Source organism: Pseudomonas rosaeacicularis, assembly GCF_057128745.1.
Window position 1 is genome coordinate 11,857 of sequence record NZ_JBSKHT010000014.1, and the last position, 24,244, is coordinate 36,100.

Consider the following 24,244-nt stretch of genomic DNA (forward strand, 5'->3'; position numbering starts at 1 on the left):
GTACCTGACACACCGCACCAGCCGCCTCGCCAACAAGTTGGCTCCTACAGGGAGGCGGTGTACCTGACACACCGCACCAGCCGCCTCGCCAACAAGTTTGCTCCTACAGGGAGGCGATGTACCTGACACACCGCACCAGCCGCCTCGCCAACAAGTTGGCTCCTACAGGTCACGCGCTCGACCGGCAAAGGCCAGAAGACTACAATCGCCCTCCTCGCGCTCCATGACTGTCTTCGCATGCCAACCTGCTCCGTACATCCACTGCCTTATCACGCCAATCCTGCCGTCTATTTTGCGGTCGTGCGCCATGCGCCCGGTGCGGTACTGCTGGACAGCGGCAGGCCCGAGGCCGATCGCGGGCGCTTCGACATGCTCAGCGCCTGGCCGCTGGAGCAGTTTTCCCCTCAGGCAAATGAGCCGGGGCTGACATTTCTGCAGCGCCTGCGTGACAGCCTGAAGGGTCTGGGCGAAGCGCAGTTGCCAGACCTCTGCCCACTGCCTTTCGCGGGTGGCTTGATGGGTTATCTGGCTTATGACTTTGGCCGTTTGCTTGAGCCCTTGCCCGCGCAGGCCATTGATGATCTGCACCTTGCCTCTGCGCACCTTGGCCTTTATGCCTGGGCCGTGCTCAGCGATCACCAACAGCAGACCAGTCAATTGGTGTTTCACCCCAGCGTCGCTCAAGACGAACGCCGCCGTTTGATCGATCTGTTCGAGCAACCGACGTCAACCCAAGCGCTACCTTTTGCGCTCGACGGCAGCTTCAGGCCCGACCTCACTGCCGCGCAATACCGACAGTCATTCGAACGCATTCAGGCGTACATCCACGCCGGTGATTGCTATCAGGTCAACCTCACGCAACGTTTTCGCGCCCCTTACACGGGCGATCCGTGGACCGCATATTGCGCTTTGAGAATCGCCTGCCCCACACCGTTTTCCGGTTATATGGCACTGCCCGAGGGGGACGCGATTCTGAGCCTGTCCCCCGAGCGCTTCGTCGAAGTCAGCCAGCGTCAGGTGGAAACACGCCCCATCAAAGGCACACGGCCACGGGGCAAAACGGTTGAGGAGGACGCAGCGTTCGCCGCCGAACTGCTCGCCAGTGAAAAGGACCGTGCGGAAAACCTGATGATCGTCGACCTGTTGCGCAACGACCTGGGCCGCACTTGCCGAACCGGCTCGGTCAAGGTGCCGGAGTTGTTCAGTCTGGAGACCTACCCGAACGTGCACCATCTGGTCAGCAGCGTGACAGGCGAACTGGCCGCTGAAAACGATGCGCTGGACTTGCTTGGCGGCAGCTTCCCCGGTGGCTCGATCACCGGCGCACCGAAGATCCGGGCGATGCAGATCATCGACGAACTGGAGCCGACGCGACGCGCGCTGTATTGCGGCTCATTGATGTACCTGGACGTGAGAGGAGAAATGGACAGCTCCATCACCATTCGCAGCTTGCTGGCCAAAGATGGACAGATGTCGTGCTGGGGTGGCGGCGGGATCGTTGCGGACTCGGATTGTGAGTCCGAATATCAAGAGACGTTTACAAAGGTGCGGGTGTTGTTGGAGACGCTGGAGACTCTCAAAATCCTGTAGGAGCCAACTTGTTGGCGATGCGACTGACAGGGTGTACCAAATACGCCGCTTCGCGAACAAGTTCGCTCCCACAGAGGGAACGCAGGCAGCTACAAACTCAACGCCCGATTCGACGCTTTGATGAACTCCTGCTTCAACTCCTCGAACGTATGCACCGCCGGGAACTGCGGGAACTCGCGGATCACGTTGTCCGGCGCATGAAACAGAATGCCCGCGTCCGCCTCGCCCAACATGGTCGTGTCGTTGTACGAATCGCCTGCGGCAATCACTCGGTAGTACAGACTCTTGAACGCCAGCACCGACTGACGCTTGGGGTCTTTCTGGCGCAACTGATAGCTGACGACGCGATCGTTGTCGTCGGTGATCAGGCGGTGGCATAGCAATGTCGGGAAACCCAACTGACGCATCAACGGCTGGGAAAACTCGTAGAACGTGTCCGACAGAATCACCACCTGAAACCGCTCCCGTAGCCAATCGACGAACTCAATCGCGCCGTCCAGCGGCTTCAACGTGCTGATCACTTCCTGAATGTCCGACAGCTTGAGCCTATGCTCATCGAGGATGCGCAGGCGCTGCTGCATCAGCACGTCGTAATCGGGAATGTCCCGGGTGGTCGCGCGCAACGACTCGATACCGGTTTTGTCCGCAAACGCGATCCAGATTTCCGGGACCAGCACACCTTCCAGGTCCAGACAGGCAATTTCCACAGCACACTCCTTGATGCTCATTGATGAAGCGCCACTCTAACCATTGGCTGAGGCCTGCGTAAACACAGGTTATGGGCAAACCAGCGAAGGATTTTGTTACCATCGCCGCCATTACGAGCGCTTAAGCGCCACTTCATATTAGGAAGCCGCCTGATGAGCCAACCCTTCGACGTCGCTGAAATCGCCGCGACTTACGCCAACAAGTCCGCTCAGGACATCCTCAAATTTGCCTTCCAGCACTTCGGTGACGAGCTGTGGATTTCCTTCAGCGGCGCGGAAGATGTCGTGCTGGTGGACATGGCCTGGAAGATCAACAAGAACGTGAAGGTGTTCAGTCTGGACACCGGTCGTTTGCATCCCGAGACCTACCGCTTCATCGAGCAGGTACGCGAGCAGTACAAGATCCAGATCGAGATCGTCTCCCCAGACCAGCGTGCACTTGAGCCGTTGGTCAAAGAGAAAGGTCTGTTCAGTTTTTACAAGGATGGCCATGGCGAGTGCTGCGGCGTGCGCAAGATCGAACCGCTGCGGCGCAAACTCAGTGCCGTGACCGCCTGGGCTACAGGCCAGCGCCGGGATCAGAGCCCGAGCACCCGTAACAGTGTGGCGGTGGTCGAAATCGACGGTGCGTTCTCGACCCCGGAACGCCCGCTGTACAAATTCAACCCGCTGGCGCAGATGACCAGCAGCGACGTGTGGAATTACATCCGCATGCTGGAACTGCCGTTCAACCCGTTGCACGAGCGCGGCTTCATCAGCATCGGCTGCGAACCCTGCACCCGCCCCGTCCTGCCCAACCAGCACGAACGCGAAGGCCGTTGGTGGTGGGAAGAAGCCACACAGAAAGAGTGTGGGCTGCATGCCGGGAATTTGATCGGGAAGGCATAAACACCGTCCCTGTAGGAGCCAACTTGTTGGCGAAGCGATTCAGCGGCGAGTCAGTCACGCCGCCTCGCGAAAAGTTCGCTCCTACAGGAGATCGCTTTAATCAATGCTCTGGCAGCTGCACCCCGGCAAACAGCTCTTCGAGCTCTTGCTTGTTGTGGCAGGCGATGGCTTTGGCCATTACATCGCGTGTCAGGTGCGGGGCGAATTTCTCGATGAAATCGCACATGAAACCGCGCAGGAAGGTCCCGCGACGGAAACCAATCTTGGTCACGCTGGCTTCGAACAATTGGCTGGCATCGAGCACCACCAGGTCGCTGTCCAATTTCGGGTCCACCGCCATCTTGGCCACGATGCCCACGCCCAGCCCCAGGCGTACGTAAGTTTTGATGACGTCGGCGTCAGCTGCCGTGAACACTACTTTTGGCGTCAGACCGCGATGGCTGAACGCTTCGTCGAGTTTCGAACGGCCAGTAAATCCGAACACGTACGTGACGATCGGGTATTCGGCGAGAATTTCCAGGGTCAGCTTCGGCACTTTGGTCAGCGGATGGCCTTGGGGCACGACCACGCAGCGGTTCCAGGTGTAGCACGGCATCATCACCAGATCGCCGAACAGCTCCAGCGCTTCAGTGGCGATGGCGAAATCCACGGTGCCGTCTGCTGCCATTTCGGCAATCTGCATCGGCGAGCCCTGATGCATGTGCAGCGCCACGTCCGGGTATTGCTTGATGAAGTTGCTGATCACCGGCGGCAGGGCATAACGCGCCTGAGTGTGAGTGGTGGCAATCGAGAGGGTGCCCTTTTTCTCGTTGGAGAATTCCTGGGCAATTTGCTTGATGCTTTCGACTTTGCGCAGGATTTCCCCTGCGGTAGTAATGATGCGCTCCCCCGCTGGCGTCACCCGGGTCAGGTGCTTGCCGCTACGCGCGAAAACCTCGACGCCCAGCTCGTCTTCCAGCAAACGGATCTGCTTGCTGATGCCCGGCTGAGAGGTGTAAAGGCTCTGTGCCGTGGCCGAAACGTTGAGGTCGTGGTGCGCCACTTCCCAGATGTAGCGCAATTGTTGAAGCTTCATATGTATCCCTCAAGGCCGGCAGACGCCACGGGCATCACGACGGTATATAACTGGAGTATTGGTCAGGAGAGCGCAGCTAGAACTTTTTATCACTTTTAAGCAGCAATGGCACGCTGGATTTAACCTTTTGCGCGCGTTTAAACGCCGGACCGGGTCTGAATCATCGGCACCATGTAAACCGGCACTTCGCAGAGTTGCAAAACCCGCGCCGCAGTACGACCTATCGGTGTGTCGCCCTGGGTACCATGGCTGTGGCTGCCGACGACCACCAGATCGACCGCCAGCTTTTGCGCCTGATCAAGGATCACGTTGGAGGGATCGCCCTGAACCACCCGCACCGTGCGAATCAATTCCAGATCTCTGTTGCCCTCCCCCAGTTCTTCGCGAAAGCCGTCCAGCACGCGCGACTCAATGCTTTCTATGACGTTGTTGACGCCTTCACTGTGCAGCGTTTTGAGCACATCCTCCCCCAGATAGCTCTGCAACACCGACTCGGCGAACAATCCCATCGGCTCGACCACATGAATCACGTACAGCTCGGCTTTGAATGTTCGAGCCAGCGCCAACGCATGCTGCAAAACATAAGGCGCGTACAGACCAAGGTCCGTGGCATACAGCATCGAACGAATCATGGGACCTCCGGACAGCCAGGAACGGCAACGCAGACACTGGACGACGATCAGCCTGCGGCCATTTGCTCAGATCTGGATTTCAGCTTAGCAGCGCTATCGCAAACCGGCCGGTCCGATACAACATTAAGGTCTAACGGCTCACGGTTTTAGTTCGTTGCTGATGCCGTGGGGAACATGCCCGGTGGCGACCACATCACGGGCTTTCTCACAGTGGCCGGGTTGGTCATCGAAGAACACATCAGCGGCGAAGGCTTCCAGAAAAGCTGATTTTTCCAGGCCTCCGAGGAATAGCGACTCGTCCAGACGAATATCCCACTCCCGCAGCGTGCGGATCACGCGTTCATGGGCCGGCGCCGAACGGGCGGTCACCAGTGCGGTACGAATCGGGCAGGTCTCTTCGGGAAACTCACGCTGCAACAGATTCAGCGCTTCCAGAAACGGCTTGAACGGCCCGCCACTCAGGGGGCGTCGGGCGGCTTCGCGCTCACTGGCCTGAAACGCTTCCAGACCGCCTGATTGATAAACCCGCTCGGACTCATCGGAGAACAGCACAGCGTCGCCGTCGAAGGCGATGCGCAGTTCAGCGCTGGCGGCACGTCGGGCGCCGCCTGAGAGGATGGTCGCGGCGGCGAAACCGGCGTCCAGCGCGCTGCGCACGTCTTCAGCGTGGGTTGAGAGAAACAGATGGCTGCCGAACGCCGCCAGATAAGGAAACGGACTGCGCCCGCCGACGAAGGCAGCACGAGAGATATCCAGCCCGTAATGCTGAATCGAATTGAACACCCGCAGGCCCGTGTCGGCACTGTTGCGCGAAACCAGCACCACTTCGACCCGGGCTTTGCTCAGGCTGGTGTTGAGGCTCAACAGCTTCTGTACCAGCTGAAAAGCGTCGCCCTGCTCAAGGACTTCGTCTTCATGGTCGATCTGGTATTGGCGATAAGCCGCAACGCCTTCGGCCATGTAAATCTGGTGGCTATCGCGCAGGTCGAACAGCGCCCGCGAGGAAATCGCCAGCACCAGTTTGTTGCTCGGGGCTTTTGTCACTAGCTCGTTGGACATCGGTGCTCCCATCGTTGAATGCATCACACTGTTCTGTAGGAGCGAATTCATTCGCGAGATGGCGGTGCATCCGACCTATTTGCGGCGCCCGGCACATCACTTCGCGAATAAATTCGCTCCTACAGATATCGGGAATACTCAGAATTACCGATTGCGCCGATCCATAAAAGACAACGCATGGTGCAGCGCGCGGATCTTGGGCATGTCATACCCTTCTGCCAACGCGGCGGCCAGGGGCTTGGCGTAAATCGCCTCAAGCTCCAGCGGCCGTTTCTCGATAAAGTCATGGAACATGCTTGGCCGGTAATCGGGCATTTGCCGCGTGACGTTGAACAGGCGCTCGGCATAGCCTGCCGGCAGGTCAAACCCACATGCCGCGGCGCCTTCGACCACTTCGTTCATCACCTCGTGGATCAGCTCGGCGCTGTCGGCATCGGCCATCAATCCGCTCGTGCCCACACCCAGCAATACCGAGAGGCCGTTGTACGGGATATTCCACACCAGCTTCTGCCAGCGCGCCTGCTCCAGGTTTTCCATCGCCGTGGCTTCGATCCCGGCCGCACGGAACAGGTCAGCGCCGTGTTCGAGGATCGACTGACGCAGATTATTTCCGTAGCCGGGGCCGCTGTGATAACCCAGATTGACCGCACCGAAGGCCTCATGAGCGATCTGCCCAGGACCGGTGCGGTGTACGCAGATGAAACATAAGCCGCCCAACAGGTGCAGCGAGTCCGGCAATAAAGGACGCAGCGCCTCTTCGACATCCAGACCGTTCTGTAACAACAGCACCTTGGCGTTAGGCGCGGCCGCCTGCGAGATGGCCGGGGCAAGGTCGGCGTTGCTGGTGGTCTTGGCGCCCACCAGCAACCATTCACACGGCGGCATGTCGGCGGCCGAGGAATACGCCTGAACATTGTCCAGCGTCAGCAGGCCGTGGACCTTGCTGTCCAGGCGCAAGCCGTTTTCCGACACCGCGCTGAATTCGCTGCGCAGTAAAAAGTGTACGTCGTAGCCGGCGCGCGCCAGCATCAGGCCATAAAAGCCGCCAATGGCGCCGGTGCCAATGATGCCGATACGCGGTTTCGAGGTGTCTTTGGTCATGTGGGTCCCATATGAAGCATTTATCGGGTCAGAGCGTTTCGTTGGCTCAAGGCAACTCGTCGGGGCTGAGAATCAGAGCCCGATCAAGCCCTTGGCTGAGGTCATGTACAAGCAGTTTGCTGCGCAGCGGTCCGAAGAACTCGCCGTCGCGGATCACGAACAGCGCCGGCAGATGGAACACACCGTAGCGCTGCACTGCGCCGCCATTTTCCTCGGCATCGATCCAGCAGAGGCGATCAACCGGCAGCGACTGCTGCGGCAGATGGTCGCGTGCCCAACGACAGCTTGAACAACCAAGGCTGGTGAATATCAGTAACGACGTGCCGCCCAGCGACAGCAACTGCTGGTCCACGTCGAAATCCGTCAATTGCAGTTGATCCACGTGGTTCCCCCCCAAACGATGGCTGCACACTATAGGCCTGGCGCGCAGCCAGTTTACAAATTCTGCCGGGCAAAGGCTTAGCAGGTCCCGATTTTTTGTCCGCAGTACGTCGTATCGAGCCGCTGTCGCTGGACGAAAGCGCTGTTTGCCCATTGTCCAAAGGCAGGGTAACGCGCTAAGGTTCCGCTCCCCCGCTGCGCTCAATCATGCTCGGCTCCGCCGCACGGGGACGTTGGCGGCCAGCATCCGTGACCTGATGAGTAACACGATGGCTGATTTACCGATTGACGACCTCAACGTAGCTTCCAACGAGACACTGATCACTCCGGATCAGCTCAAGCGCGAAATCCCCCTTACCGCTGCTGCCCAGCAGACCGTGAGCCAGGGTCGCGAAGTGATTCGCAACATTCTCGATGGCAAGGATCACCGCCTGTTCATCGTGATCGGGCCTTGCTCGATCCATGACCTCAAGGCCGCCCACGAATACGCCGACCGCCTGAAAGCGCTGGCCGCCGAAGTGTCCGACACGCTGTATCTGGTGATGCGCGTCTACTTTGAGAAACCCCGGACCACGGTGGGCTGGAAAGGCCTGATCAACGATCCGTACCTGGATGACTCCTTCAAGATTCAGGACGGTCTGCACATCGGTCGGCAATTGCTGCTGGAGCTGGCCGAAAAAGGTCTGCCTACCGCCACCGAAGCACTGGACCCGATTTCCCCGCAGTATCTGCAGGACTTGATCAGCTGGTCGGCCATCGGCGCGCGTACCACTGAATCCCAGACCCACCGGGAAATGGCTTCGGGCCTGTCCTCGGCCGTGGGCTTCAAGAATGGCACCGACGGCGGCCTGACCGTGGCGATCAACGCGCTGCAGTCCGTTTCCAGCCCTCACCGTTTCCTGGGTATCAACCAGGAAGGCGGCGTGTCCATCGTCACCACTAAAGGCAACGCCTATGGTCACGTGGTGCTGCGCGGTGGCAACGGCAAGCCCAACTATGATTCGGTCAGCGTCGCCCTGTGCGAACAGGCGTTGAACAAGGCGAACATCAAGCCCAACATCATGGTCGATGCCAGCCACGCAAACTCCAACAAGGACCCGGCTCTGCAACCGCTGGTGATGGAGAACGTTGCCAACCAGATCCTGGAAGGCAATGAATCGATCATTGGCCTGATGGTCGAAAGCCATTTGAACTGGGGCGCGCAGTCGATTCCCAAGGATCTGGCGGACTTGAAGTACGGCGTTTCCATCACCGATGCCTGCATCGACTGGGAAAGCACCGAGAAAACCTTGCGCAGCATGCACGCCAAACTCAAGGGCGTGTTGCCCAACCGCAAGCGCTGATCGCATCACGCAAAACCAACAACGCCGAGCAAATGCTCGGCGTTTTTTTATGGCGCTGGTGAAACGGTGCGGCGGTTCAGATCTTCGCAGCTTGACGCTGATTACGCTCCATGTAGCGCTCGACATACGAGCACGATGGAATGACGGTGTAACCCATGCTATCGGCATAATCGAGTGCAACCTCGGTCAATGCCGCTGCAATGCCTCGTCCCCGAAGTGCGTTGGGGACAAACGTGCGGTAGATGTCCAGGGTTTCCTTGCCCAGGTCCATGTACGTCAAATAGGCACGGTGACCGTCGATGTTTATTTCAAACTGGTGACCGGTCTTGTCATGGTGGATCGACAGCGCCTCGCTCATCATTACTCCTCGCGGGTCTTGGATTTTGACCCCTACCTTACCGATGTTTCCCCGGCGAAGGAACCTCTTCAAGCAGCGCAAAAACCGATTCAGGTAGTTTTCACGCAGCCTGCTACGCCACCTTGTGCCAGATTTGGACACCGAGAGAGCATTGCTGTTCTCAACAAATGAGCACCAGCAAATAGTAGGCGCCATTGCCGAATGTGCTCAAGTGAATCATCGGTAAATGCATCGCCGAACATCTGAGCGTGTTAAGAGTGGAACCTGACAACACCAGTAATGTCCATTGACACAGTCAGATTCGCGCCAAGTCTTGTGGATGCACATAAGACACATAAATGGGATATACAGCACTGGCGAACAGCACATACATGCGACGCACTTCTCAACGCGTAGGCAATTGACTTATCGATAATAGGCAGACCGTTGAGTCGTCGCCTAATATCAATGGACTGTCGTGCAGATGGCCCGTCAGTGCGGGCTTTTTTCGTACAAAGGGCGTGAGAAGTTGAACGGAACACTTTCAAAGCAAAGAATTTTGTTCACATCTTGCGCTTCGTCCGTTTACTTACTACAAACAATGGGTAGTATGTACGCCGGTCATTTTCTCACTTCCGAGAGATGACTAATTTGATAGAAGTCCTTTAAGGGGAACACGATGAACAACGTTCTGAAATTCTCTGCTCTGGCTCTGGCCGCAGTTCTGGCCACCGGTTGCAGCAGCGCATCCAAAGAAACCGAAGCTCGTCTGACTGCAACTGAAGATGCAGCAGCTCGTTCGCAAGCCCGTGCCGATGAAGCTTATCGCAAAGCTGACGAAGCTCTGGCTGCTGCTCAAAAAGCTCAGCAAACTGCTGACGAAGCCAACGAACGCGCTCTGCGTATGTTGGATAAGGCAAGCCGCAAGTAATAGTCCCTCGGGATTATTGATAAGCCGATCCGGTTTCGGATCGGCTTTTTTGTTGCCGGGCGCTCACGAGGCGTTATCCAGGCAATAAAAAACCCGTCCGCTCAGCCCCTTTATAAGGCCTTGCGGACGGGCATCGGCGTCCAGCTCGTGTCACTGCAAATCGACTATTGCAGCACGACCGGCGCACTGGGCACCACGGGTGTTGTCGTCGGCACCGCAATCTCTACCGGCATGCCGTCTTCGGCAGCGACCACATCCCGTACTTCATTCCAATTGATCAGCACCTTGTTGGCCAGGTCTTCGCGCTTGAGCAGGGCATTGATCACTGCCGTGTGCTTGTCGACCACCGACGGATTACCGCTCTCGTCCAGAGGCGTGTGCGCTTCGAGATACACCTTCCCGCCGCTGACGCCAAACTTGTACGGCTCACTCATGATCCGCACGGTTGTACCCACCGGCACCATGTCGGCCATTTCCAGCACGTTGTTGTTGTACATGCGGAAGCAGCCGTGGCTGGTGCGCATGCCGATGCCGAACTTTTTGTTCGAGCCGTGAATCAGGTAGCCCGGTAGACCCAGGCCGAACTTGAAGGGGCCCAACGGGTTGTCAGGGCCGGCCGGCACAACGTTCGGCAGGATGTCGCCATCGGCAGCGTGTTCGGCCTTGACCGAGGCTGGAGGGGTCCAGGTCGGGTTCGGCGTCTTGGCCGTGACCTTGGTGGTTGAGATCGGCGAACCCCAGCCCTCGCGACCGATGCCCAGCGGGAAGGTGTACACCACGTTCCGGCCTTTGGGGTAGTAGTACAAACGGTATTCAGCCAGGTTGATGACGATGCCTTCACGCGGACCCGGTGGCAGGATGAAACGGGTCGGCAAGACGATCTGCTTGCCAGCACCCGGCAACCAGGCATCGACACCAGGGTTGGCCGCAATCATTTCCAGATAGCCTAGATCGTACTGAGTACCCAGGTCGGCGAAGGTGTCTTCGTACTTGGCGGTGATGGTCTGGACCTGGCCAATGATGTCCTCGCCGGGCGGCGGCAACGGAAACTCCAGAGCGGAAACAGGGCCAGCCGCACACAGTGCAGCGAGCGACAGACAGCGAGCAAAGGCTGGAATGCGCGACAACATCCGGAGAATCCTTGGGTAAACGGGGCGGGAAACGGAAAAATGCGATTGTACACGCACGCCAGGCTTCTGTAGGAGCGAACTTGTTCGCGAAGGCTCGGTTACAGGCGCAGAAGAATGCATTGAATGTCGGGACCTCTTCGCGAACAAGTTCGCTCCTACAGAGGCTTCAAGTGCATTCGCGCCTCATCACGCGTCTTCAAGCTCCGGCCAGATCGGCGCCCAGCCCCGGCGCTGTGCATCGATGATCGCCCGGCACAGCGGGCACAGTCTTTCGTCCTGGTAAATCCCCTGTTGGACCGCCGACCACCGCGGCTGCGCCGGCAACAGTGACCCGCACAGCGTACGGTCCGCGGAACCGGCCAGTTCCAGCTGACGCGCGACCAGATGCACGCGGATTTCCTGGCATGCAAAGAGGTCGAGCTGCTCATCAGGCTCGATCAGTTGATAAGCAAAAAGGGACCAGGAAGGACGGCGCGGCATGGGGGGCTCCAAAGCGGGGGCGCCACCTTAGCCCAAAGCCCCTGCCCAGAAAAGCCCTGCAGCCCTTTAAAGTAGCGGTTTCAGGCTCGGCCAGACGTTTTCCAGCAATCTGCCCTGAGCATTGGCCGCAGGATGCAAACCATCGGCCTGGGTAAACTCCGGAACACCCCCTACCCCTTCGAGCATGAACGGCACCAGCGCGACCTTTTTATCGGTGGCCAGATTGCTGTAAACCTCCTTGAAGGCCGTGGTATATCGCGGACCGTAGTTGGGAGGAATCTGCATCCCCAGCAGTAGGACTTTTGCACCGGCGGCTCGGGAACTGTCGATCATCGCTGAAAGGTTCTGTTGCAATTGCGCCGGAGGCTGGCCGCGCAGGCCGTCGTTGCCGCCCAATTCCAGCACGACCAAATCCGGCTTGTGCTCTGCAAGCAGCGCTGGCAGCCGCGCCTGGCCACCGGCACTGGTGTCGCCGCTGACCGAGGCATTGATCACTTTGTCCTTGTAACCTTCCTTCGCCAAACGTTGCTCCAGCAAGCTGACCCACCCCAACCGGGTATCCAGGCCGAAAGCCGCGCTGATACTATCGCCAACGATCAGCACCGTGCCCGCCGCAGCCCCTTGAGACAACAGCAACAAACCCAGGCCAGCACTTAAAAACCACGCACGCATCGGATTCTCCATGAGCGAAAGTATTCTCAGTGCGCAGAACCTCAGCAAAGTGGTCCCCAGCACCGAAGGTGACCTGACCATCCTGCACGAACTCTCCCTGGAACTAAACAAGGGCGACACGCTGGCCATCGTCGGCGCATCGGGTTCGGGCAAATCCACCCTCCTGGGCCTGCTTGCAGGTCTTGATCTGCCCAGCGCTGGCTCAGTCACGCTGGCTGGTCGCAACCTCAGTGACCTCGATGAGGACCAGCGCGCGCGGATTCGCGCCGAACACGTAGGCTTCGTCTTTCAATCGTTCCAGCTGCTGGACAGTTTGAACGCGCTTGAAAACGTCATGCTGCCCATGGAGCTCGAAGGTCGCAAGGACGCCCGCGAACAGGCCCGCGGATTGCTGGAACGTGTCGGCCTGGGCCAACGCCTGACCCACACACCGCGTCAGTTGTCCGGTGGTGAGCAACAGCGCGTCGCGATTGCCCGCGCCTTCGCCGCCGACCCCAGCGTGCTGTTCGCTGACGAGCCCACCGGCAACCTGGACAGCCATACTGGCGAGCGCATCAGCGATCTGCTGTTTGATCTGAACAAAGAGCGCAACACGACGCTGGTGCTGGTCACGCACGACGAACGCCTGGCCCATCGCTGCCGGCGCCTGATCCGTCTTGAAGGTGGCCGTCTGGTCGCCCCTCTGGAGCCTTGATGGCACGTCTGCCGTTTCAACGTCTGCTCAACCTTGCCAGCCGCCAACTGATGCGCGACTTTCGTGCTGGCGAGCTGCGGGTGCTGTTTTTCGCGTTGGTGGTGGCGGTGGCGGCCAGCACCGCGATTGGTTATTTCGGGTCGCGACTCAACAGCGCCATGACCCTGCGGGCCACTGAGTTTCTGGGTGCCGATCTGGTGCTGGGCGGTTCCAGCCCGGCCAGTGCTGAACAGATCGATGCGGGCACCGCTCTGAAACTGGACCACTCACAAACGGTGATCTTTTCCAGCGTTGTGGCCACCGACGCAGGCATCCAACTGGCGAGCGTCAAGGCGGTAGACGCGGCCTATCCCCTGCGCGGCGAACTGAAAAGCGCTCCCGCGCCCTATGAGACCGAAACCACGGGCGGCGAGCCGCAGCCCGGTGAAGCCTGGGCTGAAGCGCGGGTGTTGGTAGCGCTGAACATCAAGGTCGGCGACAGCATCGACGTCGGCTCGAAAACCCTCACGCTCAGCCGCGTGCTGACTTACGAGCCTGATCGCGCCGGCAATTTCTACAGCCTGACGCCACGGGTGATGATCAACCTCGCCGACCTTGCGGCCACCAATATGGTGCAGCCGGGCAGTCGCGTGAGCTACCGCGAGATGTGGCGCGGCACGCCAGAAGCGCTCGCGGCGTATCGCAAGGCCATCGAACCGGGCCTGGCACCGAATCAGAAAATCGACGACGCCCGTGACGGCAATCAACAGATCGGCGGCGCGCTGGGCAAAGCTGAGCGCTACCTGAACATGGCGAGCCTGGTGGCGGTGTTGCTGGCCGGTGTGGCCGTGGCGCTTTCAGCATCACGCTTTGCCGTACGCCGCTTCGATGCCAGCGCGCTTTTGCGCTGCCTGGGTTTGTCGCGCAATGAAGCGCTGGTGTTGTTCAGTCTGCAATTGGCGATGCTCGGCGTGGCGGCGAGCCTGACGGGCGCTTTCATCGGCTGGCTCGCGCAACTGGGTCTGTTTTACCTGCTGGAAAACCTCTTGCCGGCAGCGGTGCCACCGGGTGGCTTGCTGCCAGCGTTGGCGGGCATCGGTACGGGCCTCGTAGCGCTCGCCGGTTTCGCTTTACCGCCGTTGGCTGCACTGGGCCGCGTGCCGCCGCTGCGCGTATTGCGCCGCGACATGCTGCCGATTCCGGCGAGCACCTGGCTGGTTTACGGCGCCGCCTTGTTTGCCTTGGGTTTGATCATGTGGCGTTTGAGCCTGGATCTGGTGCTGACCTTCGCCCTGCTGGGCGGTGGCTTGATCGCGGCGCTGGTGTTGGGCGGCGTGTTGCTGCTGACCCTTAAAAGCCTGCGCCGATTGCTGGCCAATGCGTCGCTGCCGTGGCGCTTGGGTTTGGGTCAGCTGTTGCGTCATCCGCTGGCAGCGGCCGGGCAATCCCTGGCCTTCGGTTTGATTCTGCTGTCGATGGGGCTGATCGCGCTGCTGCGTGGCGAACTGCTGGACACCTGGCAAAACCAGTTGCCTAAAGACGCGCCCAATTATTTCGCGCTGAACATTTTGCCCAACGACAAGGACCATTTTGCTGAGCGCATCGGTCAGCTGTCGACTCACAGTGCGCCGCTGTACCCGATGATTCCAGGGCGCTTGATGAGCATCAATGGCGAACCGGTGAACAAGTTCGTCACCAAGGATTCGCGCGGCGAAAACGCGACTCAACGGGACCTGAATCTGACGTGGGCCGCCACGATGCCGGAGGGCAACACCATCACCGAAGGCCAGTGGTGGACCAGTGATCAGCCGCCTGCCGCCGATACGGTCCCCGGTGTTTCGGTGGAAACAAAACTGGCGAAGAGTCTGGACATGAAGCTGGGCGACACCTTGAGTTTCGTGATCGGCGGACTGACCAAAGAAGTGAAAGTCACCAGTCTGCGCGACATCAATTGGGACACCTTCCAGCCGAACTTCTTCATGATCTTCCAGCCGGGGACGCTCAAGGATGTGCCCGCCACTTACCTCACCAGCTTTTATCTGGCGCCGGGCAACGACAAGCAGATCGTCGAGCTGTCCCGGGCCTTCCCGGCGGTGACCATCCTGCAAGTCGAGGCGCTGCTGGAGCAATTGCGCAGCATCCTCGATCAGGTGACGCTGGCGGTGCAGTTCGTGCTGTTGTTCGTACTGGCGGCGGGCATGGCGGTGCTGTTTTCCGGATTGCAGGCGACGCTGGATGAACGGATTCGGCAGGGAGCGCTGCTCAGGGCATTGGGCGCCAACCGCGCGTTGCTGACCAAAGCGCGACGCATCGAGTTCGGCCTGTTGGGCGCAGTCAGCGGGGTGTTGGCGGCGCTGGGTTGTGAGCTGGTGAGTTTTGCGCTTTACCGCTACGCCTTCAATCTGCAATGGGCGCCGCACGTGTGGCTGCTGTTACTGCCGGTGATCGGCGCGTTGCTGGTGGGCGGCGCGGGCGTGTTCGGCACCCGACGAGCGTTGAATGCGAGCCCGCTGGCGGTGTTGCGCGAAGGGTGACAGGACATTGCTGCGCACTTAATTGTAGGAGCGCGCTTGCCCGCGAAGGCTGTTTGCCGGACGCCGATGATGCATCGAATGCACCGACCTCTTCGCGAACAGGTTCGCTCCCACCGGGTCTGTGTCAGTCCGCAAGTTCGAACCTGTTGGAGCGAGGCTTGCCCGCGAAGCTGACGACGCTAAGTGTCAGGTGAAAACGAGGCGCTGGCTTTGTGCAGTGTCAGGTAAACCGAGGCGCTGGCTTCGCGGGCAAGCCTCGCTCCAACAGGGTTTGTGTTGAATCAGAGGCCAGCGACGCTATAGATCCACTGTAGGAGCGTCATGCCTGGATTTAACAACACTGCAGGTCTCATTGTGGGAGCGGACCTGTCCGCGAAGGCGATTCATCTGGCGCAACATGTGTGTCGCACGTACCGGCCTCTTCGCGAACAGGTTCGCTCCCACGGGATCTGTTTCAGGTCAGGAAGATTCGGACTGCTTCGGATACCGGATCTCGTTTATCCACCACAACGCTTCCCCGGTGGGGATCTGCACGACGAATTCATCGCCGACTTCTTTTTTCAGAAGCGCCCGGGCCATGGGTGAGTCGATGGAAATGTAGTCCATGCGTCCATAAATCTCGTCGTAGCCCACCACCCGAAAGGTCTTGCACTCCCCCGCTTCGTTTTCAATTTCGACCCAGGCGCCGAAGTACACACGCCCTTCCTGCTCGGCGGAGTAATCCACCACCCGCATATCTTCCAGCCGCTTGCGCAGATAACGCACTCGCCGGTCGATCTCGCGCAGCAGTTTTTTGTTGTACTGGTAATCGGCGTTCTCGCTGCGATCACCGAGCGAAGCCGCCCACGCGACTTTTTGCGTGATCTCCGGCCGGTAAACACGCCAGAGGTGGTCGAGCTCCTGCTTGAGCGCTGCATGGCCCTCGCGGGTGATGATTTTGGTGTTCACGTCAATCCTTCTCCCAACCCTGACCGGCCTGTTCTTGTCGGCGCGTAGCGTAACCCATGGCTTGAAGTATTTGCGCCTCTGACTTCCCTTTGCCCCGCGCGCCAGTTACAACGTGCTGATCGGCAAACTGATCCCGAGCGGACCGGTGAACCCGAAAGGCTGCCTGTGCGCCAGCCAGCTACCACCTCCTCCCTCGATAAAGCCAAGGATCGTGATGTTCGAATTCATCTACCTGTCGATACTCATCGGCATCGGCGGCACCGCTTTGCTGGACCTGTGGGCGCTGTTGCTCAAAGCCACTCTTGGCCTGCCGACACCGCCCTGGCATTTGGTCGGACGCTGGTTCGCCGGCTTGCCCCAAGGACGATTCGTGCGACGTGAAGGGATCGCCAACGCAGCGCCTGTCGACAATGAGCTGACCATCGGCTGGGCAATGCATTACGCGGTCGGCGTCGTTTTTGCGGCTGTCGTGTTGATCGTCTGGGGTGTGCAATGGGCGCACAGCCCGACCTTTCTGCCAGCCCTGGTGGTAGGGCTGGTCACAGTAGGCGCGGGATGGTTCATTTTGCAGCCGGGCATGGGCGTGGGCATGGCGTGCAACAAGGCACCGAACCCTCCGGTTGCACGGTTGCAGAACGTTATTGGCCATGTGGTGTTTGCCATCGGGATGTACCTCACGGCGCTGCTGGTCGGCTGAGGCGATATCCGCATCCGGTTGAACCTCTGACGCTCGCGCAGGCTCTGACAACCTCATCCGGACAGAAATTGCTTCGGGTCATCGCTCATCTTTATTCTCAGGAGAACCCCATGACCCAGACCGCTTTGGTCGTCGGCGCCAGCGGCATCGTCGGCAGCGCTATCACCCAACTATTGCTCGAGAACCAGTGGCAGGTCGCCGCGCTTTCACGCCAGCCGTCACAAGTGCCCGGCGTGATCCCGGTGGCCGCCGATCTGCAGGACCCCGCATCGCTGAGCAAGGCGCTGGCGGATGTGAAACCGACTCACGTGTTCATCACCACCTGGTCGCGACAGGCCACTGAGGCCGAGAACATTCGGGTCAACGCCGCCATGGTGCGCAATGTCCTCGACGCCTTGCGTGCGGCGGGCAGTGTTCAGCATGTGGCGCTGGTGACTGGCCTGAAACACTACCTAGGTCCCTTTGAATCCTATGGCAAAGGCAGTCTGCCTCAGACGCCTTTCCGCGAATCTCAGGGCCGTCTGGACATCGAGAACTTCTATTACGCCCAGGAAGACGAGGTGTTCGCCGCAGCTGAAAAAGACGGATTCACCTGGAGCGTGCACCGCCCGCACACGGTGACCGGTGTCGCGGTCGGCAACGCGATGAACATGGCGACCACCCTCGCCGTCTACGCCTCGATCTGCAAAGCCACTGGCCGGCCATTCGTGTTCCCTGGCTCACGGGTTCAGTGGGACAGCCTCACCGACATGACCGACGCGCGCCAACTGGCCGCGCAACAGCTGTGGGCAGCGACCACCCCGGCGGCAGCCAATCAGGCATTCAACATCACCAACGGCGACGTGTTTCGCTGGAGCTGGATGTGGGGCCAGATCGCCGAGTATTTCGGCCTGCACCCTGCGGCCTACCCGGAGAAGCTCTCGCCGCTGGAAACCCAGATGGCCGACGACCAGGCTGCCTGGAACCAGATCGTGGCCGAGCACGGCCTGAAAGAGTCGGACATCAGCCGTCTGGTTTCGCCGTGGCACACCGATGCTGACCTGGGCCGCCCGATTGAAGTCGTCACCGATATGTCGAAAAGCCGCGCGCTGGGCTTTACCGGGTTCAAAGCCAGTGATCAGGCGTTCTTCGATGTGTTCGATCAACTGCGCGAGGAGCGATTGATTCCCTGATCAAAAATTAACGTGGGGGCGGACCTGTCCGCGAAGGCTGCTCATCTGGCGCAACAAATGCGTCGGATATTCCGGCCTCTTCGCGGACAGGTCCGCTCCCACGGGATTTGCGTCAGATCATAATTCGCATGCTTACACGGGCATGCGTCGCCGCTTCTACCCCCGCAACGCCGCCTGAATCATCTCGCCCAGCGCCTCCGGCCCATACGGTTTGCTCAAGAGAAACGTCGTATTGCCCAGTTCATGAGTGCGTGCCAGTACGTCGCGGGTGTGGCCGGACGTGAACAGCACTGGCACCTGCGGTGACTGCTGCCGGGCCCAAACTGCGAGATCCGCGCTCTTGATCAGTCCCGGCATCACTACGTCGGTAAAGATCAGATCGATCATCGCGCCGCTGCGCAATATCGCCATGGCGTCATCCCCATTAGCTGCGACCAGCGTGTTGTAGCCCGCCTGCTGCAAAAGCTCCACGGATGTAGTGCGCACCGCATCGTCGTCCTCAACCACCAGAATGGTTTCGTGGCCGCCTGCGAATGTGATGGTGTGATTGGGTCTTTCCAGCACCTCCGGCTTAAAACTGCGAGGAAAATACATGCGAACTTCAGTGCCCGCACCAGCGACGCTGGTGATTTCGATATGACCGCCGGTTTGTTTAACGAAGCCGAATACCATGCTCAGGCCAAGCCCTGTGCCGTGACCGTCAGGCTTGGTGGTGAAGAACGGCTCGAAAGCATGCGCCAGGACATCTGGCGCCATGCCACTGCCGACGTCGGATACTTTCAACAGCACGTATTCGCCGGGGCTCAGTCCCTTGCCTGCACAGGCAAGATGATCGAGCACCACGTTCTCGGTGCTGACAGTGATCGTGCCCTCGCCTTTCATGGCGTCGCGGGCGTTGATCGCCAGATTGAGCAGCGCGTTTTCCAACTGGTTGCGGTCCACATGAATCCGCCAACCGTCCTCAGGCAACTGGATATCAACGTGAATGGTTTCGCCAAGCGCGCGTTGAAGCAGTTCGCCAAGCCCCTCATAAATACGCCGCAAGTTGTAAACGGCCGGCGACAGGGCTTGTCGCCTGGCAAACGCCAACAGCTGAGAGGACAACTTGGCGCCCCGCTCCACTGCCGCCGTGGCCGCGTTGACGCGCTTTTGCACGCGGGGGTTATCCGGCTCCTGCCGCGCCAGCAGGTACAAATTACCCGCGATCACTTGCAGCAGATTATTGAAGTCATGGGCGACCCCTCCGGTGAGCCCGCCGATGGCTTCGAGTTTTTGCGACTGGCGCAGCCGTTCCTCCACCACCGAACGCGCGCGCACTTCTTCAGCCACGCGCTGTTCCAGGGTGCGAGTGAGCTGGAGCAGTGACTCCTCGGCAATCTTGCGCTCGTGGATATCGATCAGCACCCCCGGGAAACGCAGTGCTTCGCCATCAACATCGAACTCGCAACGCCCGCTGGCCAGGACCCAGATGTAACTGCCATCGGGGCGCCGAATCCGGTATTCGGCGTTATACGGTCCACCGTGCTCAACGGTATGTGCGATCAACTGATTCACGCGCTCGCGGTCATCGGGGTGAATGATTTCAACTGCGCCCTCTATCGGCACGCCTTCGACGATTTCCTCTGCGGAGAAGCAAAACGTGCGAGCGAAACGCTCATCACCCGACAGCCGATTGGCCTTGATGTCCCAGACGAACGAGCCCACCAGAGAGCCTGCGTTGAGCGCCAGCTGCAAACGTTCGTTAGTGGCGCGAAAAGCCTGTTCGGCGGATTCGCGAAGGCGCTCGGAGAGCACGTGCGTGGTGGTCTCGACGACGATAGCCAAGACCCCGGCGGGTGCTCCGTCGTCGCCCGGCACCGGGCTGTAATAGAGGTCCATCCACACGTCTTCGGGTTTGCCGTCGCGCAGCAGCACCAGTTCCTTGTCTCTGAAGGACAAGGTGTTTCCCGCCAGACAGGTGTCGACCACGTTGCGGTTGAAATCGGCGATTTCGGGCCAGCCCAACTCAACGGGTGTACCGAGCAGGTATGGGTGCCGACCACCGGCGAACAGCGAATAGGCGTCGTTGTAAATCATGTAGCCCTGGCGACCCCAGAGCATCACCAGCGGCACAGGTGAGGCGAGCAATAGCTGCACCGCCGAGCGCAGGCTGCGCGACCAGCTGTTCATCGGCCCCAAATCGGTCATTGACCAGTTGAAGGCCCGGATGCGCCCAGCCATCTCGCCGCCCCATCCGGCACACCCGTAATCATCAGTCAAAAAAGGCATCGGCTCACTCTGCTGTACGACGGCCCCTGGCGGCCAGCTGCTGATTTATTGCGCTTACCGATGTTTCGAGCATTGGAAATCAGAAAAATTTCAACGTCGTATAGCTAACTTCACCGGGCGTTGCAATCACCTGAAAGCAAGTTGCAATTAACGGTGATTCAGCGCGATGCCACCAGTCGCGCGACGTCGGCAATCACTGCGCTGCGCTCATCGTCACTGCCGCCGCCTTCAGAATAAAAGGTCGTGACAATGATAGGCGCGCGTTGAGGGGGCCAGATCACGGCCACATCGTTGGTGGCCTTGTTCGCGCCGGAGCCCGTCTTGTCGCCCACCCGCCAGTCCTTCGGCAGGCCTGCCCGCAGTTTTTTGCCGCCGGTGGTATTGGCCACCAGCCAGGCAACGAGTTGCTCGCGGGATGCGTCCGACAGCGTCTTGCCCAGCACGATGTTTTTCAGGGTGTAGGCCATGCTGATCGGTGTGGTGGTGTCGCGCAGGTCGCCGGGTTTGTTTTCATTGAGCGAAGGCTCCCGACGGTCGAGCCGAGTCACCAGATCATCCAGCGTGCGCAACCACTCGGTCAGCCCGGCAGGGCCACCGAAACTGTCGAGCATCAGATTGGCGGCGGTGTTGTCGCTGAGGGTGACTGCGGCTTCACAGAGCTGCCCCATCGTCATGCCATCTTTTCCGGCGTGGGATTCGGTAGCCGGCGAGTACGGCACCAGCTGACTCTTGTCATAGGAGATGCGCCGCGAGAGGCTTTCCTTACCCTCATCGACCCGCGACAGAACGAAAGCAGCCGCCAGGCATTTGAAGGTGCTGCACATTGCAAAACGTTGATCGCCCCGATGCGACAGCATCTCACCGCTGCCGGTGTCAAGAATGGCAACGCCCAGTCGCCCACCCCACCGGCTTTCAAGTTCAACGAGTCGAGCGTGCAACGGCTTCGATGAATCAGCAGCCAATGCCTTGAAACTGGCCAACGCTGGAACGGCGAGCAATGAGGCAGTCAAAACGCTTCTACGTGAGATCAAAATGGACGTCCTTGTGACGGCAGGTCAATGCGGGCTGGGCCAAGCCTGGAATCTGGCTGACGAATCGGCGCTCATCATCACGCTACCCTGCCGCGCATTCAACCCCGTCATTGAGTCGCAGGGGCCTTGACCCCTGCCCGCTCAGGCGAAGTTCAATGCCGATGCCGGTCTCTATGGAAGATCGATACGCGGCGCATCCAGGCGATAAAACCCAGCGTGACCGGGCGCTCATCGCAGGGGTGTGACTCAGGCGTATCGCCCGAGAGCGGGCACATGCATTGCGGCGCCAGCCACGACGCTTCCTGTTCAGTGTGTTGAAAAGGGGTGGGGGCTTCGTCTTTACCAACCGGCCATTCACTCATCACAACCTCCTGCACACGCATGGATGATTACAGATCGAGCACCAACGGCCCTGAAGCCGGGACTGCGCAGCAGATCAGCACATGGTCCGCCGCCGGCATCTCGGCGGGCGGAACCGGGTAATGCACCTGGCCGCTGATGAGCCGGGTTTTGCAGGTGCCACATGAACCGCCACGGCAACTGTATTCGGGATTCAGGCCACGGCTTTCGGCCAGCTCCAACAGGCTGCCACCCTCTGGCTGCCAGCGTCCCTCCTTGGCTGATTTTTCAAATACCACCGGAACTGAGGTGGCGGAAGCTGGCGGCTGTTGCAAGCCAGCGGACAGTTGATCGCGAGTACGGGTGAGCGTCGACGGCCCGAATGTCTCGGCGTGTATGCGCTCGTCGCGGATGTGCATGGCCCTGAGCCCGTCGTACAAGCCTTGGGTGAAACTTGACGGGCCGCACAGGTAAAAATCGAAATCGTCGAACGGCAATACTGATTTGAGCAGCGCAAGGTCAATACGGCCAAACGCTTGTAAACCGTCGCCTTGCCAGCCGCCTGTTTCGGGCTGGCTGAGCAAGCGGATGGCGGTCAGAGAATCGCCAGCCGTTTCAATGAGTGTGTCCACTTCTGCGCGGAATGCCAGATCCACCAGACGACGTGCACTCTGGATGAACCAGGTCGGGCGCATGCGGCGCACCCGCTTGCCCTCATAAATGACCTCGCGCAGCATCGCCAACATTGGCGTCACGCCGATGCCGGCGCCCATCAGCACCAGTGGGCGACGCTCGGCGGGATCAACCGTGAAACTGCCTTGGGGCGCGCGAGCCTCCAGCATATCCCCCACCCGGACTTGATCATGCAGGTGCGCCGACGCCGCGCCGTCACGCTTGACGCTGATGCGAAAGAAGTCGTCCGAGGGCGCACTGGACAGGCTGTAGGTGCGGATCACTGGCTTGTCTTGCCCGACCAAAGTCACGCGCAAGGGCAAGTGCTGTCCGGCTTTGAATGCTGGCATTCCTGCGCCGTCATTGGGTTCCAGGTAGAAGGAGCGGATGCCAGAGGCTTCGTCCTCTATACGCGTCACCCGCAACGGCCGCCATTGCTCCGACAGGGTTTGGGCTTTCAGGCGGGCGGCGGCCTGTTGCCAATTGCCGGTCATCAGGCTATTGGGCGAGTAGCCTTCCAGGGTCCAGCGCGAGCGCAAGACGGCAGGCCGACGAATCATGGCCTGCACTTTTACCTGCCAGAGCCGTTCAGCGCCCTGAAACGCGGCAATTTCCGGTCCCTCAAGGATGATCTCCACTTGGCCGATGACCTGCAGCACATCGCCAGACTCAAAGTCGATGAACAGCAGTCCGGCTTTGGGATTGAGCACAAAATTGCCCAAGGTATTGAAATGCAGGTTGCCGGCGAAATCCGGAATGGTCAGCACATTGCCCTCGACCCGGACGAAACCGGCCTGGCCGCCGCGATGGGACACGTCCACCTGACGGCGCTGTGAATCGCCGTCGAGGTCCACGTAGCTGGCGACGAAGAACGTGTCGGCAGCGCGAATGGTGGCGGTCGCCGCGTCGTCCAATTCGCTCATGGGGGCTGGGTTTGGTCGATCGACCGGTGCAGGACGTGATGTCTGCTTGAGATGCCGCAGCTGGATGTACTGTGGGCAGTTGCCGAACGCATGTTCGACTTCGACAGAAAAACCGTCGGCGTCGAGTTTGCTGATTCGCCCATTGATGCGATTGCGCCGCCGGGTGTTTAGCTCAATCCCCAACATCCCCAGCGCCGCGCCCGGTTTCAAACCCTGGCTGAGCGGGTCATCGGCATCGGGCAGCCGACTGATAGCCAACAGGCGAGGATCGGGCGAGGTGATGAAGCCCGCGCGGTCATCGAGCGCGCTCGCCCAGGGCCAGCCCTGATCATCGACCGCGCCGATGACGATGTAGGGCAACTGCTCGTAGAACTGCCGATGCTGATCGGGCATGTAATCACGCACCACCTTCCTGCCATGCTGCTCCATACGCTCGGCGACGCCGACATGGGCTTGCAAACGCTGTTCACCAGCGTGCCAGAGGGAAGTGGTTTGAGCAGATGGGTTCATGGCGGCGTCTCCGGTCAGCAGCGTCAGATTGCGCAGGTGAATCAGTTTGATCGCTTCACCGTAAGGACGGAATCACCAGACAAGGCAATCCACTGTTGCAGAAACTGCAATGAATCTGGCAATCGGCGTCTGAGAGTCCGTTTTCGCGGGC

At 59.8% G+C, this 24,244-nt stretch carries 23 protein-coding genes; 8 read left to right on the forward strand and 15 right to left on the reverse strand.

Annotated features, from left to right (window positions below; translation table 11 throughout):
* The first annotated feature begins 237 nt into the window (after nt 1-237).
* Nucleotides 238-1,590 (forward strand): aminodeoxychorismate synthase component I, encoded by a 1,353-nt coding sequence (gene pabB / locus ACWKWM_RS18525; RefSeq protein ID WP_483847528.1) that lies wholly within the window; start codon nt 238-240, stop codon nt 1,588-1,590.
* An 89-nt stretch (nt 1,591-1,679) separates the two neighbouring features.
* On the opposite strand, the gene thrH is transcribed toward pabB, so the two are convergent.
* Nucleotides 1,680-2,297 carry a bifunctional phosphoserine phosphatase/homoserine phosphotransferase ThrH gene (thrH, locus tag ACWKWM_RS18530; protein ID WP_483847529.1) on the reverse strand — a complete coding sequence of 206 codons (618 nt, stop codon included), beginning with the start codon at nt 2,295-2,297 and terminating at the stop codon, nt 1,680-1,682.
* A 153-nt stretch (nt 2,298-2,450) separates the two neighbouring features.
* On the opposite strand from thrH, the gene ACWKWM_RS18535 reads away from it, so the two are divergent.
* The gene (locus tag ACWKWM_RS18535; RefSeq protein WP_483847530.1) at nt 2,451-3,185 is read left to right on the forward strand and encodes a phosphoadenylyl-sulfate reductase; all 735 of its coding nucleotides are present in this window, start codon (nt 2,451-2,453) and stop codon (nt 3,183-3,185) included.
* Between the two features lie 100 nt (nt 3,186-3,285).
* Here the strand turns inward: ACWKWM_RS18535 and cysB are convergent, their stop codons facing one another.
* From cysB to ACWKWM_RS18560, 5 genes are all read right to left on the reverse strand, one after another.
* The gene (gene cysB, locus ACWKWM_RS18540) at nt 3,286-4,260 is read right to left on the reverse strand and encodes an HTH-type transcriptional regulator CysB (RefSeq protein ID WP_483847531.1); all 975 of its coding nucleotides are present in this window, start codon (nt 4,258-4,260) and stop codon (nt 3,286-3,288) included.
* Nucleotides 4,261-4,397: 137 nt separating this feature from the next.
* The gene (locus ACWKWM_RS18545; protein ID WP_483847532.1) at nt 4,398-4,892 is read right to left on the reverse strand and encodes a universal stress protein; all 495 of its coding nucleotides are present in this window, start codon (nt 4,890-4,892) and stop codon (nt 4,398-4,400) included.
* A 138-nt stretch (nt 4,893-5,030) separates the two neighbouring features.
* The gene (locus tag ACWKWM_RS18550) at nt 5,031-5,951 is read right to left on the reverse strand and encodes a 5'-nucleotidase (protein ID WP_483847533.1); all 921 of its coding nucleotides are present in this window, start codon (nt 5,949-5,951) and stop codon (nt 5,031-5,033) included.
* A gap of 144 nt (nt 5,952-6,095) precedes the next feature.
* Nucleotides 6,096-7,052, reverse strand: a complete 957-nt coding sequence (locus tag ACWKWM_RS18555) for a putative 2-dehydropantoate 2-reductase (protein ID WP_483847534.1) — start codon at nt 7,050-7,052, stop codon at nt 6,096-6,098.
* Between the two features lie 46 nt (nt 7,053-7,098).
* Nucleotides 7,099-7,434: a thioredoxin gene (locus tag ACWKWM_RS18560; RefSeq protein WP_483847535.1), complete on the reverse strand. Its 336-nt coding sequence runs from the start codon at nt 7,432-7,434 to the stop codon at nt 7,099-7,101.
* Between the two features lie 268 nt (nt 7,435-7,702).
* Between ACWKWM_RS18560 and ACWKWM_RS18565 the strand changes: the two genes are divergently transcribed.
* A complete protein-coding gene (locus ACWKWM_RS18565; protein WP_483836815.1) occupies nt 7,703-8,776 on the forward strand; it encodes a 3-deoxy-7-phosphoheptulonate synthase in 1,074 nt (357 codons plus the stop codon).
* A gap of 76 nt (nt 8,777-8,852) precedes the next feature.
* Here the strand turns inward: ACWKWM_RS18565 and ACWKWM_RS18570 are convergent, their stop codons facing one another.
* A complete protein-coding gene (locus tag ACWKWM_RS18570) occupies nt 8,853-9,134 on the reverse strand; it encodes a GNAT family N-acetyltransferase (RefSeq protein ID WP_483847536.1) in 282 nt (93 codons plus the stop codon).
* 658 nt (nt 9,135-9,792) lie between these two features.
* On the opposite strand from ACWKWM_RS18570, the gene oprI reads away from it, so the two are divergent.
* Nucleotides 9,793-10,044: an outer membrane lipoprotei OprI gene (gene oprI, locus ACWKWM_RS18575; RefSeq protein WP_003199355.1), complete on the forward strand. Its 252-nt coding sequence runs from the start codon at nt 9,793-9,795 to the stop codon at nt 10,042-10,044.
* 164 nt (nt 10,045-10,208) lie between these two features.
* Here oprI and ACWKWM_RS18580 read toward each other — a convergent pair whose 3' ends face one another.
* The 3 genes from ACWKWM_RS18580 to ACWKWM_RS18590 all read right to left on the reverse strand — a co-directional run bounded on the left by ACWKWM_RS18580 (nt 10,209) and on the right by ACWKWM_RS18590 (nt 12,326).
* Entirely contained in the window at nt 10,209-11,174 is a 966-nt protein-coding gene (locus ACWKWM_RS18580) for a L,D-transpeptidase family protein (protein ID WP_483847537.1), read from the reverse strand.
* A gap of 186 nt (nt 11,175-11,360) precedes the next feature.
* The gene (locus ACWKWM_RS18585; RefSeq protein WP_483847538.1) at nt 11,361-11,654 is read right to left on the reverse strand and encodes a hypothetical protein; all 294 of its coding nucleotides are present in this window, start codon (nt 11,652-11,654) and stop codon (nt 11,361-11,363) included.
* Nucleotides 11,655-11,720: 66 nt separating this feature from the next.
* A complete protein-coding gene (locus tag ACWKWM_RS18590; RefSeq protein WP_483847539.1) occupies nt 11,721-12,326 on the reverse strand; it encodes an arylesterase in 606 nt (201 codons plus the stop codon).
* A gap of 10 nt (nt 12,327-12,336) precedes the next feature.
* On the opposite strand from ACWKWM_RS18590, the gene ACWKWM_RS18595 reads away from it, so the two are divergent.
* Both ACWKWM_RS18595 and ACWKWM_RS18600 read left to right on the forward strand, forming a co-directional pair.
* Nucleotides 12,337-13,020, forward strand: a complete 684-nt coding sequence (locus tag ACWKWM_RS18595; RefSeq protein ID WP_483847540.1) for an ABC transporter ATP-binding protein — start codon at nt 12,337-12,339, stop codon at nt 13,018-13,020.
* Nucleotides 13,020-15,533, forward strand: a complete 2,514-nt coding sequence (locus ACWKWM_RS18600; protein ID WP_483847541.1) for an ABC transporter permease — start codon at nt 13,020-13,022, stop codon at nt 15,531-15,533. The genes ACWKWM_RS18595 and ACWKWM_RS18600 overlap by 1 nt, the downstream gene beginning before the upstream one ends.
* 459 nt (nt 15,534-15,992) lie before the next feature.
* Here the strand turns inward: ACWKWM_RS18600 and greB are convergent, their stop codons facing one another.
* Entirely contained in the window at nt 15,993-16,481 is a 489-nt protein-coding gene (gene greB / locus ACWKWM_RS18605; protein WP_483847542.1) for a transcription elongation factor GreB, read from the reverse strand.
* 214 nt (nt 16,482-16,695) lie between these two features.
* Between greB and ACWKWM_RS18610 the strand changes: the two genes are divergently transcribed.
* Nucleotides 16,696-17,178, forward strand: coding sequence for a DUF2938 family protein (locus ACWKWM_RS18610; RefSeq protein WP_483847543.1), 483 nt, complete (start codon nt 16,696-16,698; stop codon nt 17,176-17,178).
* A 110-nt stretch (nt 17,179-17,288) separates the two neighbouring features.
* On the forward strand, nt 17,289-18,350 hold the full coding sequence (locus tag ACWKWM_RS18615) for an SDR family oxidoreductase (protein ID WP_483847544.1): 1,062 nt from the start codon (nt 17,289-17,291) through the stop codon (nt 18,348-18,350).
* Between the two features lie 156 nt (nt 18,351-18,506).
* Here the strand turns inward: ACWKWM_RS18615 and ACWKWM_RS18620 are convergent, their stop codons facing one another.
* The 4 genes from ACWKWM_RS18620 to ACWKWM_RS18635 form a co-directional block, all read right to left on the reverse strand.
* A complete protein-coding gene (locus ACWKWM_RS18620; protein ID WP_483847545.1) occupies nt 18,507-20,618 on the reverse strand; it encodes a hybrid sensor histidine kinase/response regulator in 2,112 nt (703 codons plus the stop codon).
* Nucleotides 20,619-20,776: 158 nt separating this feature from the next.
* Nucleotides 20,777-21,628, reverse strand: coding sequence for a class A beta-lactamase (bla, locus tag ACWKWM_RS18625; protein ID WP_483847546.1), 852 nt, complete (start codon nt 21,626-21,628; stop codon nt 20,777-20,779).
* A gap of 173 nt (nt 21,629-21,801) precedes the next feature.
* The gene (locus ACWKWM_RS18630) at nt 21,802-22,011 is read right to left on the reverse strand and encodes a hypothetical protein (RefSeq protein ID WP_483847547.1); all 210 of its coding nucleotides are present in this window, start codon (nt 22,009-22,011) and stop codon (nt 21,802-21,804) included.
* A 27-nt stretch (nt 22,012-22,038) separates the two neighbouring features.
* The gene (locus ACWKWM_RS18635) at nt 22,039-24,093 is read right to left on the reverse strand and encodes a 2Fe-2S iron-sulfur cluster-binding protein (protein ID WP_483847548.1); all 2,055 of its coding nucleotides are present in this window, start codon (nt 24,091-24,093) and stop codon (nt 22,039-22,041) included.
* Between the last annotated feature and the right edge of the window lie 151 nt (nt 24,094-24,244).